Source organism: Paenibacillus sp. V4I7 (assembly GCF_030817275.1).
Lineage (GTDB): Bacteria > Bacillota > Bacilli > Paenibacillales > NBRC-103111 > Paenibacillus_E.
The window spans coordinates 4,479,209-4,494,776 of sequence record NZ_JAUSZD010000002.1 but is presented as its reverse complement, the minus strand read 5'-3'; the positions used below and the strand labels follow the sequence as shown (position 1 = coordinate 4,494,776).

The 15,568-nt window shown below is 46.1% G+C and carries 10 protein-coding genes; 5 read left to right on the top strand and 5 right to left on the bottom strand.

The features are described 5' to 3' along the window. Window position 1 precedes the first annotated feature (1 nt). Complete coding sequence (locus QFZ80_RS21740; protein ID WP_307554247.1) at window positions 2-1,111, top strand: GerAB/ArcD/ProY family transporter; 1,110 nt, start codon at window positions 2-4, stop codon at window positions 1,109-1,111. Window positions 1,112-1,125: 14 nt separating this feature from the next. Here QFZ80_RS21740 and QFZ80_RS21735 read toward each other — a convergent pair whose 3' ends face one another. The 5 genes from QFZ80_RS21735 to QFZ80_RS21715 all read right to left on the bottom strand — a co-directional run bounded on the left by QFZ80_RS21735 (window position 1,126) and on the right by QFZ80_RS21715 (window position 8,874). Then, window positions 1,126-2,601, bottom strand: coding sequence for a GMC oxidoreductase (locus QFZ80_RS21735; RefSeq protein ID WP_307560945.1), 1,476 nt, complete (start codon window positions 2,599-2,601; stop codon window positions 1,126-1,128). Between the two features lie 34 nt (window positions 2,602-2,635). After that, the gene (locus QFZ80_RS21730) at window positions 2,636-4,048 is read right to left on the bottom strand and encodes a GMC oxidoreductase (RefSeq protein WP_307560944.1); all 1,413 of its coding nucleotides are present in this window, start codon (window positions 4,046-4,048) and stop codon (window positions 2,636-2,638) included. 271 nt (window positions 4,049-4,319) lie between these two features. Then, window positions 4,320-4,922, bottom strand: a complete 603-nt coding sequence (locus tag QFZ80_RS21725; protein ID WP_307554252.1) for a DUF3298 and DUF4163 domain-containing protein — start codon at window positions 4,920-4,922, stop codon at window positions 4,320-4,322. Between the two features lie 29 nt (window positions 4,923-4,951). Then, complete coding sequence (locus QFZ80_RS21720; RefSeq protein WP_307560943.1) at window positions 4,952-7,201, bottom strand: GMC oxidoreductase; 2,250 nt, start codon at window positions 7,199-7,201, stop codon at window positions 4,952-4,954. A 35-nt stretch (window positions 7,202-7,236) separates the two neighbouring features. Next, window positions 7,237-8,874 carry a GMC oxidoreductase gene (locus QFZ80_RS21715; RefSeq protein WP_307560941.1) on the bottom strand — a complete coding sequence of 546 codons (1,638 nt, stop codon included), beginning with the start codon at window positions 8,872-8,874 and terminating at the stop codon, window positions 7,237-7,239. A gap of 466 nt (window positions 8,875-9,340) precedes the next feature. Between QFZ80_RS21715 and QFZ80_RS21710 the strand changes: the two genes are divergently transcribed. The 4 genes from QFZ80_RS21710 (at window position 9,341) to QFZ80_RS21695 (ending at window position 15,563) form a co-directional block, all read left to right on the top strand. Continuing rightward, window positions 9,341-11,728 (top strand): helix-turn-helix domain-containing protein, encoded by a 2,388-nt coding sequence (locus QFZ80_RS21710; RefSeq protein WP_307564184.1) that lies wholly within the window; start codon window positions 9,341-9,343, stop codon window positions 11,726-11,728. Window positions 11,729-11,967: 239 nt separating this feature from the next. After that, entirely contained in the window at window positions 11,968-13,590 is a 1,623-nt protein-coding gene (locus QFZ80_RS21705; RefSeq protein WP_307560939.1) for a type 2 periplasmic-binding domain-containing protein, read from the top strand. An 84-nt stretch (window positions 13,591-13,674) separates the two neighbouring features. After that, entirely contained in the window at window positions 13,675-14,646 is a 972-nt protein-coding gene (locus QFZ80_RS21700; RefSeq protein WP_307560937.1) for an ABC transporter permease, read from the top strand. A 41-nt stretch (window positions 14,647-14,687) separates the two neighbouring features. After that, window positions 14,688-15,563: a carbohydrate ABC transporter permease gene (locus tag QFZ80_RS21695; protein WP_307560935.1), complete on the top strand. Its 876-nt coding sequence runs from the start codon at window positions 14,688-14,690 to the stop codon at window positions 15,561-15,563. The last annotated feature ends 5 nt before the right edge of the window (window positions 15,564-15,568 follow it).

Below are 15,568 nucleotides of genomic sequence, written 5' to 3'. Positions count from 1 at the left end.
GATGATGAGAAAGCAGAAAACGGTTAGTTCACGGCAAATGGCGACGCTGTTCCTCTCGTTTCTGACCGGTTCGTCAATCGTAAATATACCGGCGCCTTTGACTGGGGCGGCAAAAAACGCCGCTTGGATGTCTCTGTGGATGGCGAACGGAGTTGGGATGCTGCTGTTGTGTTGTATTCTTTATCTGCACCGGAAATATCCCGAACTGACGCTCATCCAGTACAGTCAGGAGGCTATTGGAAGGATATTGACCGTTATACTCGTCATTCCTTTCTTTCTGATGGCTAACATGATGCTGGCCAACGTCGTGGTAGACATCGGCGGATTTTTCAAGAGTACGATGATGAGGGAAACACCAACCTATGTCTTTCACTTTTTAATACTTTTCACAGCGGCAATGACGGTTCGTTCAGGTATTGAAGTCATGGCCAGGATGTTTACTTTACTGCTCATCACGATATTTATCTTCAGTGCCGCAGTCATACTTATGACGCTTCCTTCCTATCGTGTGGAACTACTAATGCCTTTATTTCCACATGGTTTTAAACCGGTTCTGCATGGCGCATATATTGCTTATGGATTTCCATACGCAGAGCTGATCCTGTTTTCGATGGTTCTTCCGTTTGTAAGAAAGGACCAAGAACCTCTGGGGAAATTTATGTTCGCAGCACTTCTAACCAGCGGGCTGTCGCTTACCTTGGTGATTGTATGCACGATTATGGCGCTGGGGCCGATGTCTGGGAATATCAAGTTTTCTTTGTTTACACTTGCGCGATTGATTGAACTCGCGGAAATTATTGAACGGGTCGAATCAGTAATCGGTATGACCCTGATCGCCGGCTCCTATATGAAAGCATCCATTATACTGTTCGTGATCAATTTGGGGGTATCCCAATTATTCCGACTACCGGATGAAAAGACCCTGATTTTTCCTTTAGCATTTTTTGCATGCATGATCTCGCTTACCTTGTACCGGAACGAATTGGAAGCCATGGAACATGTAGGTACAGTGTGGCCTTTATTTATAACGGTTACAGGCGTTGTTCCTATCCTTTTGCTGACGATTGTAACCGCGTTAAAGAGTCAGCGGAACGAGGTGCCAAGAAATTAGGTGACTGCTCATTCCTAATATTGCGAAATGATATAATCCGCTGTTCGAATCGCCAAAGCAACGGTTGTCAATGTTGGGTTAGCTGCTCCGGTAAGCGGCAATACACTGTTATCAGCCACATAGAGACCGGGTACGCCGTGGATTTGCCCATACTGGTTTGTTGCCGAGGTGGCGGGATCATCGCCCATTCGACACGTTCCCGCCTCATGATTGTCTAGACCGGGTGGTATGAGACTAGGGTTCTCATAAAAATCCAGCCCCATTGCAGCGGCGGCGATTCGAATAGAAGCCGTCAACTCGCGGATAACAGCTTTATCCTGAGAGCTATACGAAAATTGTACCTTTAATAAAGGCACACCGTATGGATCACGTCTGTTCGGGTCGAGGCTAACATGGTTTTCAAATCGCGATTCGAGGGTTGCCAAGCCGAAAAATCCGAGATTTAGTTCGTCAAGTAATTTTCTTTCTTCATAATGGTACCACCAGTACTCTAAAGGATCAGTTCCTAAAGTGAAGAACATATATTTCCGATTTTCCGCACTTGGAACCATGATAGCGGCATTTCCTAACACTTCGGGAAATTGATTGCGCTTTATTTTTGCAGCCGCAACGACTGTCGGTTGGTTCACCAAATATCTGCCAATGGCTGCTCCGGGAATATTAGAGTTTAGTAGAATACGCGGCGTTTCAAAGGTACTGGCGGAAAGGATTACCGTCTTAGCTCTGATCGTACAGGATTTACTGTCGGCAGTAACCACCTTCACACCTGCAGCTCTTCCTCTCTCGGTGAGAACCTGTACAGCCCGCGTATTTACAGCCAGATCAAAGGGTTTCATATTGAGAGCATACGCCATAAATATAATGGAACTAAAAAAGACATTCGAATGGAGTTGACCGTATCGGGTAACATCAAGGTCAACAGCCATAGGAAGGTCAGTGGCATCCGGAAATCCGCCGAAGCGAAGGCGTTGGAGAAGTTTTTCCTGAAGGGCGGATCCCTTTGCGTATGCACCGGTTACATTCATGATCTGTTCAGCGGTAAGGTAATAAGGAACCAGTTCTTGATAGGAAATCGGCCAAGATTTGATTTCTTCGGGCAGCAAGCGGGGACTCATTAAGTACCAGTGAAGGGTTCTGCCGCCTAATGCTCTAAATATTCTTGCCCCCGGATAATCCGGCCATAATTTCCCGACTGGTTCGGCAAAGCGGGGACTTTCAATAAATTGAGTAAACCGCGTTTGATCGAAAGTAGGCAAATTATGAGCATGGGTCGGCAGTGTTAGATCCCCGGCCTCGATCATCCCGATCCGCAAGCCATTATTTTTCGATTGTTCGATTAATCGCCAGAGAGCGGCTCCGCCTCCCGCGCCGCTGCCAACAATAAGCACATCATAATCGGTTTGCGCCATTTTCTCGATCGGAGTCAAGGGAATCCACGGTACCTTCGCAGGCTGTGACGGATAGGTCCGAGCTTCGGTATTTTCGCTCAATTTAATCGCCTTCCCTTCGGACAAAATAAATGATCTATTTCATTTGTTCGACGATATGATCTGCTGTACGAATGGCCAATGCGATAGCGGTTAGCGTTGGATTAGATGGTGAAGTAAGATTTAATACACTCATATCGGCTATGTAAAGACCAGTAATGCCATGCACTTGACCATAGCGGTTAGTGACGGAAGTAGCCGGATTGTCCCCCATTCGGCATGTTCCCGCCTCGTGATTATCTTTTCCTGGCTGACGCAGCTGGAGCGGGCTCTCCAGCGATAATCCAGAAGCGGCGGTGAAGGCGGACAGGGAAGCGTGCATTTCTCGAAGAAGTACCTGATCCTTATCGCTGTAGGAAAACTGTACATTAAGATTAGGTACGCCGTAAGTATCCCGATGAATCGGATCGAGGCTGACGTAATTATCGGCCCGCGGTTCCACGACTCCGTAAGCGTGTACTTCCAAAGGCTCTTTTTTCAGAAGCGGTTTTACTTTATAGTCATAATAATAATCGGAGAAAATCTGGAGTTGATAATTTCGCTCAGCCGAACCTGGAACAAAGACGGTTGCGACGCCAAATACCTCTGGGAATTCATCTCGGTTAACGGTTCCATACCCCTCATACACAGGATGGAACACCAAATATTTCCCGATCGCTTCTCCTGGGATATTGGAATTTAGCAGAAGGCGAGGGGTTTCCCAGGTGCTGGCGGATACGACGATTGTCTTGGCAGTCAATGTATACGTTTTTTTATCCGCGGTCATGACCTTGACGCCTACAGCTCTTCCTTGTTCCGTTAAAATTTGCACGGCGCGTGAATTTACGGCCAGATCGAATTTTCGGATATTTAAGGCGTATGCAAGAAAATCAATGGAACTGAAATAAACATTTGAATGGACCTGCCCGTATTTTGTACCTTGAAGATCGGTGGAGAGCGGAACATCTGTTGCCTCAGGAAAACCGCCGGTAAGAAGGCGTTCGATAAGTATTTCCTGCAGTGCGGATCCTTTGGTATAGTTGGTGGTCACATTCATTATTTTTTCTGCGATCAGATAATAGGGAGCAAGATCCTTATAAGTGATTGGCCATGTTCTGAACGCAGCAGGGTCAAATCGGGGAGACCAGCCGTACCATATCAGGGTTCTTCCGCCTAAGCCTCTGACGATTTTCGCACTTCGAAAGTCCGGCCATCTATTTCCGACTGGATCCGAAATCCGTTCCCAGTATTCAAGCGCGCGTTGTTCGTCAAATGTGGGTATATGAAACGCATGGGTCGGTAATAACAGATCTCCGGCCTCTATCATCCCAATCCGCTTGCCGTTTTGCCCCCATTGTTCGCATAGTCTCCAAAGAGCAGCCCCGCCCCCCGCACCGCTGCCGATGATAAGCACATCATAATCGGTCTGGGCCATTTGCTCGATTGAAGTTAGGGGAATCCATTGATCCAATGGGGCGTCTGATGGTTCGGGAGGGCGCGATACTGTGTCATCAGGGATCTTCCGCACGTGTAACAGCGGGGTGGGTAGTTTTATTTGAACATCGGAAACCATATTCAAATCGGCGCTGGGAATATGTGGATTGTGAGATAGGAGGGATTCTAATTCACAATAGTATCTATCGGCAATTTTCCTCAGAGTATCCCCATGATCAGTGACATAGATATGCAAATGGCATCCCTTCCTTTATCAGTTGAATTCAATATATGGGTTAACTGACTCCCTAATACATCATCGTACCAAGGGGCTGCTCATTAATGATATTCTGAATCTCATAAACCGAAATAGGGAAATATTGGAACCCATAAACATATGCCGTGATTTCTTCGAGTTGAAAATAAACGACCAGAGCTTTATCGGCGATATAAAAATCTTGATTGGGCCTTATTTTTTTGAATTCGGACTGCAATGGAATACGACGATCTCTGATCTGTTGTCCAATGATTTCGGAAACGCTTTGCACATAGTCCTCGCCGTGAACGAATAAATCTTGCAAGGTGTATAACTTTCCGGTTTGTACATCAAAGGTAAGCGAATTTTGCAGCGTCCATCCGTGATCAACGCTAGCGTTTGACTCATTATATAGAGATAAGCTTAATACACCTCGCTCATTCGTTTTTATTTCATAATAACCGGATAATTCTTTGGGATTTTGCGGGTATCCCTGCTGATGGATCTGCTTTTTAACCTCAGCAACAATGAGTTGATTGATCTGCTGCTGCATGGAACTATCCGATAGTTCCACAATGACCGGGTAAAGTACATTCAACCTGGGTCCGGACATCCGATAAGTTTTGATATGAATAGGGAGATTAAACACTGTCATCCTCCTCTGAGTTTTTCGCCAGTAAAATTCTAAATTTTCCCAAGGATATAATCCGCGGTGCGAATCGCTAAGGCAACGGTTGTAAGTGTTGGGTTGGCAGCCCCGGTAAGAGGTAGAACGCTGTTATCGGCCACATAAAGACCGGGTACGCCGTGGATTTGCCCATACCGATTCGTTGCCGAGGTTGAGGGATCATCACCCATTCGGCACGTTCCCGCTTCATGATTATCCAAACCTGGAGGCAGGAGGCAAGGATTTTCGTAAAATTCCAGTCCCGTGGCTTTGGCAGCAGCATGAATGGTAGTCGTCAATTCACGGATTTTGGCCAGATCCTGGGTACTGTAAGAAAATTGCACCTTCAATAAAGGCATCCCGTAGGAATCCAGTTTGCTCAGGTCAAGACTGACATGATTGTCCATTCGCGGCTCCATGGTTGTCAGGCCGAGCATTCTGAACCTCAATTCATCCAGAAGTTTTCTTTCCTCATAATGGTACCACCAGTAATTCACGGGATCTGTTCCTAAAATAAAAAATGTATGATTCCGATCGACAGCGCTTGGTACCATGATTGCCGCATTTCCCAATACTTCGGGAAATTGGTTGCGGTTTATTTTCGCATACGCTAAAACGGATGGATGATTCACTAAATATTTACCGATGGCTCCACCGGGTATTTGGGAGTTCAATAAAATACGCGGCGTTTCAAAGGTGCTGGCGGAAAGGATGACTGTTTTGGCTTTGATGGTATAGGTTTGGTGTTCCGAAGTGACGACCTTCACACCCGAGGCTCTTCCGCTTTCGGTGAGAACCTGCACGGCACGCGTATTTACAGCAAGATCAAAAGGTCTTGTGTTGAGAGCGTATGCCAAAAATATAATGGAACTAAAAAAGACATTCGAGTGGACTTGCCCATATCGCGTAACATTCAGGTCAACAGCTAAAGGAATACTCGATGCATCTGGAAATCCGCCAAATCGTAGACGTTTAAGAAGCGTTTCCTGGAGAGCAGAACCTTCCGTATATTCCCCGGTTACGTTCATGATTTCTTCAGCAGTAAGATAATAGGGAAGTAGTTCCTGATAGGTAATTGGCCAGTTTATAAATTCTTCAGGCCGGAAACGGGGACTCATTAAATACCAATGCAGGGTTCTACCGCCTAGCGCTCTGAATATTCGCGCACCCGGATAATCCGGCCATAAATTCCCCACAGATTCTACATATGGCGGACTCTCTATATATTGATCAAACCGACTTTGATTGAATGTAGGCAAATTATGTGCATGTGTCGGCAATAATAGATCTCCAGCCTCGATCATGCCGATCCGCAAACCGCTTTTTTTCGATTGCTCGCATAATCTCCAAAGAGCGGCCCCGCCGCCTGCCCCGCTGCCGACGATGAGCACATCATAATCGGTTTGTGCCATTTTCTCGACCGGAGTCAAGGGAATCCATGGCACTTTCTTTGGGAGAGACGCAGAGGGGCGGGCATCACCGCCGCTTTGAATGGGCACTCTGCCTTCCAGTTCCGTCCGATCCAAACTTGGATTTATACCTAACGCCCATTGAATAGCGTTCATCACGAGCTTGCGGAAAGCGGGGACTTGAAAGTCCTCGGGATGGCCCATCGTCGTCATGAAGGTGCGTCCTCCGGCATAATTATTCCAGGTCCATGCAACTGGATTGATCTCGGTGCCTGGCTCCGGTTTTAATTCCGGATCGACGGATTGTCCCCAAAGCAATATGTTTGATCCTTTTGGTGGATACGGCAAAACAACATATAACCATGATCGCACATGGAATTTATCCGGAACCCCGCTTAAAATTGGATCCTGTCTCGCTCCTGGTTCCACGAATACATCCGTACCTGATGTATAGGCGTAATGCTTTATCCATGGAGCTCCCAATACGTCAATGCCAAACTTTTTATTCCATACTTCAAGGGGATGACCTTTCGGATACAGAAATCCATGCGTGCTGGTACGAAATCCGATGATCGGTTTACCTCGTTCAATATAATCCCGAATATGACGGAATTGCTCTTCAGGCAAAGTTCGATAACGAATAAAGAATACGGCCAGATCCGCATCGGCAAGTACCTCGAGACCGGGAATATTAGCTGGATTTGCAGGAGACGGATAAGCCGTCAACAATGTCGTCCGAGCCCCGAGCCGCTGCGCCTCTCTGGCGATTTCAGACAAGGAATGTTCGGAATCATATTCGACTTCGGCAGCAATAAATACAATATGAAACGATTTTAAAGATCGTTGGTTTTCCGACAATTTGATCGTGCTCCTTTCAGGCAGCATTGACGCTTTTATTTCATTTGCTCGATGATGTAATCGGCTGTACGCATGGCCAAAGCAATCGTCGTTAGCGTTGGATTGGCCGGCGAAGACAGATTCACGACGCTGTTATCTGCTATGTAAAGGCCGGATATGCCATGGACCTGACCGAAGCGATTGGTTACAGAAGTAGCGGGATTATCCCCCATTCGGCACGTGCCGCACTCATGATTGTCATAACCGGTAGGACTCATCAGGGGCGGGCTTTCCAGTGAAAGCTCCATTGTCGTAGAAAAAGCTAATAGGGCAGCGTACATTTCGTGAAGAAGAACCCGATCCTTATCGCTGTGGGAAAACTGAATATTTAGCAGAGGCACGCCATAAGCATCCCGTTTTAATGGGTCGAGGCTAACATGGTTTTCAAACCGCGGTTCCACGATGCCGTAAACCTTCACTACAATCCGAGTTGTTTTCAGCAGCGGCCTTTCCATGTAATGATAAAAAAAATCGGAAAAGCCTATGAGTTGATAATTTCGCTCAGCAGAGCCCGGAACGACGATAGTGGCAACGCCAAGAACCTCCGGGAATTGATCCCTGTTTAGGCATCCATTTGCCACATACTCGGGGTGATGCACGAGATATCTCCCAATGGCTTCGTTCGGCATATTGGAATTTAGCAGAAGGCGCGGAGTTTCCCACGTGCTGGCCGAGACGATGATCGTCTTTGCATTCAGGGTATACATTTTCTTATCGGAAGTCATAACCCTGACACCTGCAGCTTTACCCTTTTCGGTTAAAACCTGTATGGCTCGCGTATTTACGGCCAGATCGAACGGCCTGATATTCAAAGCGTAAGCCAGAAATACGAGTGAACTGAAAAAGACATTCGAATGAACCTGCCCATATTTCGTCCCTATAAGATCAGCTGCTATACGTATAGCAGTTGCCTCTGGAAATCCGCCCATTAGAAGACGATCGAGAAGCATTTCCTGCAGTGAGGATCCTTGGGTATAGTTACTAGTTATATTCATTATTCTTTCAGCGATCTGATAATAGGGCATAAGATCCTTATAAGTGATAGGCCAAGAACGGAAAGCCGAAGGGTTGAAGCGAGGAGAAAACAGATACCATAAAAGGGTTCTACCGCCCAAGGCTTTTACCATTTTTGCACCTGGATAATCCAGCCAACGCTGCCCCGGTCTTTCCGCAATACGTTCCCAGTATTCTATAGCGCGCTGTTCATTTAAAGTAGGCAAATTAAACGCATGCGTAGGCAATTGAAGATCTCCGGCCTCAATCATGCCTATCCGCTTACCGTTGTTTCCCCACTGTTCGCATAATCTCCAGAGAGCGGCACCGCCCCCCGCACCACTGCCGACGATAAGCACATCATAATCGGTTTGGGCCATTTGCTCGATTGAAGTTAGGGGAATCCATTGATCCAAAGAGGGGCCTGATGATTCGGGAGGGCATGAAGTAATCGTATCATAGATCTCTCGCACAGGTAGCAGTGGGGCGGGCAGTTTTATTTGAACATCAGCATCCAAATTCAAATCAATATTATGAATATATGGATTAAGTGATAAAATATTTTCTAATTCACAATAATATCTGTCGGCAATTTTCCTCAGAGTATCCCCATGATCAGTGACATGTATATGCAATGGCATCACATCCCTATATCCTTATGATTGCAATATGAGTATATGAGCTAAAACCGTATTATCGAACACATTGTTCGTTCATATTCATCTGAGTTTATCATCTTTAGATCACATTGCCTTTAATCATTGTCCATTGCACCTGGAATTGTTCATTTAATAAGACAAGATCATAGGCTTTGTTTGATTTTTACTGCATGATAAGTAAAATAAAATTTTAATTACATATAGAATAAATTGACGAAATATTTTAATTGAATTTATAATTAAATAGAGGGGCTGTCCCAAAAATCATATTTGGCAAATGCAGCTCCCACTTTGTGAATTTCACAGTCTGACTGCTACTTCCATTGGAAAACCGACCCTCGTTCAACGGGGGTCGGTTGCAGTAAATTTGATGTATTGCAACTTTGGACGAGTGAGGATACAATTTTTAGTAAATAAATTTGAGAAATGGGCGTGACCTGTTTTGAAAATGCCACTGATTTTACGTCTAATCGACAGTAGAAAAAGCGCGTTAATGACGATGATCGCCTCCAATTTGTTTATTCTGCTGATACCGCTTGCAATGGGGCTATTTTTGTATGCCAAAGTGGAGCAAAGTCTGGAAAAAAGCACGACACGATCCAATGCGGCGATGCTTGAGCAGTTGAAGCTGTCACTTGACAACAAATTGTCGGAAGTGGATATTTTAATGCGTCAGGTCGCGTTCGACCCCAAGTTGGATTATATGCTTAAAATTCCGGCTAACGCGAACGATGTTGACAGATATGAGTTTGTTCAATTCATGCGGGACAAGATGAGCAGGTATCGCAGCATGACCAGCAATTTTATTCTCGATTACTACGTTTATTTCGCTATCAGCGATACAATCGTCAAGGCGGATTTGGTAACTGACTCGCGAACGTTTTATTCCACCTACTACGCCATGAAGAACATGTCGTACGATCAATGGCGAATGCTGCTCCAGAACGAGCATAAGATGTCCTACTTGCCGGTCGCTTCACTCTTCAGCAGTACCACCGATTCCTATTCACCCGAAAATATCCCAATTATCTCTAAGGATGTTATTACGTATGTGCAGTCGCTGCCCATCCTTTCGCAATCTGACAATCTTGGCAGTTTTATCGTCTTGATTGACGTCGACCAAGTCAAACAATTATTCGCGCAGCTGGAGTCGGCAAGCCATAGCGCCATCTACATCCTTGACGATGCTGGAAGGACGATTATGAGCAACAGTGATAGGCCGTTTCCGTCCGAACTACTGGGGCGCATTAAAGAAATCACCGATCCGTTCGAATATCGGCTGGCGGGTGAGAATCAAATTGTTTCGTTAGCGTCCTCGCAAAAAGCAGGCTTTAAGTATGTATCCATAACGCCAAACGATGTTTTTATGCAGCAAGTCAATCAAATACAGAATTGGTCGCTCGGACTTTTTGCGCTGTGCTTGATCGCCGGGCTGCTGGCTGTCAGCTTTGGGGCCTATCGGAATTACAAGCCTCTCCAAAAAACCGTGAGCGCGATTATGAATGGAAAGGATATGATTGGTCGTCCTGTCTCTAACGAATACGAATTTATCCGGCAAACGATCGAAGGCTCGATCCACGAAGAGAAGAATCTGCGAAGTACCTTGGCGCAGCAAATCCCATTCATCCGGGCTAACTATTTGTCCCGTCTTTTGAACGGATATATGGACGTGGATGCTACAGCCGAAAGCGAAGATACACTTAGTTTTATGGACTTGTCGTTTGTAAGTGACCGTTTTGCCGTTCTGCTTGTTAAGATTGAGGACATTATTGGTTTCACCGAAGAAGAATCCGAACAGCAATGGGCGCATGCAAGGTTTATTGTTTCAAATATCGGCGTAGACCTAATTGGACCCAATCATAAAGGATTCTCAGTCGAGCTCGACCGCGATCGGCTTGCGCTCCTTATTAATCTGACGGAGAGTCGAGAAGAACTCGCCGAATCCGATATTAGGGAAATCACCCAGTCCCTCTATAGCGTCATTTCACAAAGATTCCAAATCGGTATTACCGTGGCTGTCGGAGGGATCAACCAAGGGCCCAAAGCGATTCGCGATTCTTATCCGGAAGCACTGGCAGCTCTTGAATATAGGCTCATTTTGGGCAAAAATGCCATTATCCACTTCCAGGATATTATCGGTGTCAATCAGCACTATTATTATCCGCTTGAAATTGAGATACAGCTTACCAATTTCGTTCGGAGCGGCGATACCGACAATGTTGAAAAGCTGCTCGATAAGATTTATTCGATGAATTTCGATTCCAGCCACATGACACCGGAGCTGGGAAAATGCTTGTTCTTTAACGTAACAAGCACCTTCTTGAAAATCCTTAACTCCACGAATACGAACCAGGAAGAAGTGCTTGGAGCGGACTTCGATCCGATTAAAGCGGTTTTCAGCTATCCGACGGCGCATGGCATGCAGTGTAAAACGAAGGAGCTGTACGAAACGCTCACCCGCTCGTTCAATGTCGAACGATCCGATCACAACACGCAGCTGCTGCAGGAGATTGTTGGCCTGTTGGATCATAATCTTGGCGATCCGAATCTCGGACTGGCTCTTATCGCTGAGCGTTTCCGGATGACTCCGCAATATATTTCCACCTTCTTCAAAAAAAATCAAGGACAAAATCTATTGGATTATATCACGCACAAAAGGATCCAATTCGCGAAGCGGTCAATGGAAAACAAGGAGCTGACAATCGCGCAAATCGCTCAAAAGGTCGGCTATAATAACGACGTCGTATTCATCCGCGCATTCAAAAAACTGGAGGGCATTACCCCAGGGAAATACCGTGAAACGATGATGCCGGGCAAAACCGGTTCAGATGCATAAAGGGCAGCCTCATAGGGGACTGCCCATATTTATTATGTAAATGTATACTGACGATTTTTAATGTTGGACTGATTTGTTTTCTGCTGCCATGCATTTCTTACGAAAATATAACGGATATGAAAAGTAGAGAGTATTCATTTCCCGCTGGTTGAGGCTACACTTGGAACCAGAAGCCAGGACTGCAATAGCCCGGTTTAACCAGCAACATAGCAGTTAACTATTAAAGGGAGGCAAGAACCATGAAGAAAAAAATGAAACAAGTAGGCTCCATCATACTGGTTTCCGCACTCGCAGTTTCGGTTGCCGCATGCAGTAAACAAAGCGGGGGCGAGACGTCCTCAGCTTCACCGCGGTCAAGCAAAGAATCGCAGCCGCCGAAGCTGACGAATCTTACTTACTGGGTAGCCAACCATTCTGCTGCTTCTTCACAAATGAAAACGTTCGCAGAAATGGGAATGTACAAGGAGCTAGAAAAAATAACTGGAGTAAAGGTCGAATTTCAACATCCCCCGCTAGATGCTCAACAGGCCAAAGAACAGTTTAACCTGATGCTTACCTCCAACCAACTGCCAGATATACTGGAAACGAGCTGGACAACGGGTTATCCGGGCGGTCCCGAAAAAGCGATTAAAGACGCCAAAATTATTAAGCTGAACGATCTGATTGATAAATATGCGCCGAATCTGAAAAAACTGTTGAACGAACACCCAGACTGGAAAAAGCAAATTACGACGGATGAGGGCAGCATATACATGTTTCCGTTTTTGCGTGGTGACGACAAGGTTAGAGTATTCTTTGGACCGACGATCCGCCAGGATTGGTTAGACAAGCTCGGGTTGAAAATGCCGACGACGATCGACGAATGGTACACCGTGCTGAAAACGTTTAAAGAAAAAGATCCGAACGGCAATGGCAAAGCGGACGAAATTCCATTTTACCTGGATAAAAGTCTGATCGCGACAGACGCTCCATTCCTCGGAGCATGGGGAATTAATTACAGCTTTTATCAAGACGGAGGCAAAGTAAAATACGGCCCGATTCAGCCAGAGTTTAAGGAATTCCTGACAACGATGAACAAATGGTATAAGGAAGGCTTGCTGGATAAGGATTTCGCAGCCCCGAACGAAAAATTGTTCGATAACAAAATGACGACGAACCTGTTAGGTGCATCCGTGCAATTCAACGGAGGAGGCGTAGGCAAGTTCGGCACCCTAATGAAGGATAAAGATCCGAAATTCAAACTCGTCGCCGCTCCATATCCGGTATTGAAAGCCGGGGACAAAGCGATTTGGGGACAAAGAGATTTTGCTTCTAACGGCTACGGAGGCGCAATTACGACGAGCAACAAAAATCCGATCGAAACGGTCAAATGGCTCGATTACGCATATGGCGAAAAAGGAGATCTTTTATTCAACTATGGCTTAGAAGGTGTCAGCTACAAGATGGAAAACGGCAAAGCTACATTCTTACCGGAAATCTTAAACCCTCCTGCCGGAGTTAGTGTCCAGCAATCGTTAGCGAAGTATAACCGGGCGACCTGGAGCGCGCCGTTCGTGCTCAGCGACAATTTCCAATTGCAGTATCTCGTGCTTCCAGAGCAGAAAAACGCTTTGGAAATTTGGTCCAAACCGACCGCCGAGCGCAAAATGCCGCTCGTTTCGCCAACACAGGAAGAGAGCAGCAAATTCGCTTCGCTCATGACGGACATTCAGACGTATCAAGACGAAATGCTGCTCAAGTTCATCATGGGCGTGGAGCCTATCGATAATTTCGACAAATACGTGAAGAAGATTCAGAGCATGGGTATCGAAGATGGAATCAAAATTCAGCAAGCGGCACTTGAGCGCTTCAACAAGCGCTAATCATCGAAAGTTTGGACTGGGAGATGAAACGGGCTCATCTCCCAGATTTCGTATTTAAATCAAAAAGAAAGGTAAGGTGAGACGATGACGCAAAGCACCGGAAACGTTCAATCGAGCAGTGCAGCATCCAAAATCTATCGTAATCCGACCGTTCGGCAAACCATTCGTGCCGATTTGAAACGTCATTGGACCATTTATTTGATGGCGCTTCCCGTTATCGCCTACTACCTCATCTTCCATTACGGACCGATGTACGGTTTGCAAATTGCCTTTAAAGAGTTTACGCCGGCGAAAGGAATTTGGGGAAGCCCTTGGAGTGGATTCAAGCATTTTGAAAGCTTTTTTAACGGTATTTATTTCTGGCGATTGATTAAGAACACCGTGTTGATCAATTTATTCGAACTTATGTTTGGTTTTCCGGCAGCGATTGTCCTAGCGCTGCTGCTTAATGAGATCCGTAATAGCATATTCAAACGATTCGTGCAGACGATCTCCTATTTACCTCACTTCATTTCGATCGTTGTTGTGGCCGGAATGATGATCGACTTTTTAAGCCGTACCGGTCTCATTAACCAGATCATCGGTGCCTTCGGCATCGAACCGATCGACTTCCTAAAAGAATCGGGTTGGTTCCGTTTCCTGTTTGTTTCATCCGGTATTTGGCAGGGAGTCGGTTGGGGGTCGATCATTTATCTAGCGGCAATTGCCACCATCGACCCGTCATTGTACGAGGCTGCCCGGATGGACGGTGCAAACCGCTGGAAGCAGACGCTGCACATCACGCTTCCTGGCATCATGCCGACGATCGTCATCTTGTTTATTTTGCAGATGGGCAATATGCTGACGGTCGGCAGCGAAAAGGTGCTGCTTCTGTATAATCCGCTCACGTATGAGACGGCGGACGTCATTTCGACCTACGTATACCGCAAAGGAGTACTCGAGGCGAGCTACAGCTTTACGGCCGCTGTCGGGCTATTCAATTCCATAATTAGCTTTATTCTGATTGTCTCGGCCAACAGCTTCGTCAAGCGGATCAGCGAAAATAAACTGTGGTAGCTGGAGATCATCTTTTAAGGACTTAGAGAGGAGATTAGGACATGAAACCAACTGCTGGGGAACGCACGTTCGGATACATAAATACGCTGTTCATGATTAGCATTTGCGCGGTCACGCTGTACCCGTTCTTGTATGTGCTGTTCGCCTCATTCAGCGATGCGACATCATTACTGCAGAATCGTGGGCTGATGTTCAGACCGGCAGGCTTTGATCTTGGTGCATACAAAGCTGTATTCGAGAACCCGATGATCATAAAAGGGTACCAGAACACGCTCTTGTACGTGCTGTTCGGTACGACAATCAACCTGTTCATGACGTCGATCGGTGCTTATGTGTTGTCTAGACCGAATTTATATTTCAAAAATATCATCATGTTCTTTATTGTCGTGACGATGGTGTTCCACGGTGGCTTGATCCCGACTTACCTGCTCGTGAACGATCTCGGGATGATGAATACGATGTGGGCGCTCCTCATTCCCGGCGCGATCAATACATTCAACATGATCATCATGCGCACCTCGTTCCAAGGTATCCCGGTCAGTTTGGAGGAATCTGCAAGAATGGATGGCGCAAACGACTGGACGATTTTATTCCGTATCATCATTCCGCTGTCGATGCCGGTGATTGCCGTCATGATTTTGTGGTATGCAGTAGGACATTGGAATTCCTACTTTAGCGCGCTGGTCTATTTACGAGACCGCGAAGCGTATCCGCTACAGCTCGTGCTCCGCGAAATTTTGATATCCAACAACACAGATTCAATGATGACGGGTTCAGCAAGCGACGACAAATATGCAATTGGTGAAACCATTAAATACGCAGCGATTATCGTTTCGACGTTACCGATCATCTGCCTATATCCGTTTTTGCAAAAGTATTTTGTCAAAGGCGTTATGATCGGGGCAATCAAGGAGTAAAGGAA

Bases quoted from the DNA above. Each gene is read 5' to 3' on its own strand.
- QFZ80_RS21740 (WP_307554247.1), top strand. From the start codon at position 2: ATGATGAGAAAGCAGAAAACGGTTAGTTCACGGCAAATGGCGACGCTG.
- QFZ80_RS21705 (WP_307560939.1), top strand. From the start codon at position 11,968: ATGAAGAAAAAAATGAAACAAGTAGGCTCCATCATACTGGTTTCCGCA.
- QFZ80_RS21715 (WP_307560941.1), bottom strand. From the start codon at position 8,874: ATGCCATTGCATATACATGTCACTGATCATGGGGATACTCTGAGGAAA.
- QFZ80_RS21700 (WP_307560937.1), top strand. From the start codon at position 13,675: ATGACGCAAAGCACCGGAAACGTTCAATCGAGCAGTGCAGCATCCAAA.
- QFZ80_RS21710 (WP_307564184.1), top strand. From the start codon at position 9,341: ATGCCACTGATTTTACGTCTAATCGACAGTAGAAAAAGCGCGTTAATG.
- QFZ80_RS21695 (WP_307560935.1), top strand. From the start codon at position 14,688: ATGAAACCAACTGCTGGGGAACGCACGTTCGGATACATAAATACGCTG.
- QFZ80_RS21725 (WP_307554252.1), bottom strand. From the start codon at position 4,922: ATGACAGTGTTTAATCTCCCTATTCATATCAAAACTTATCGGATGTCC.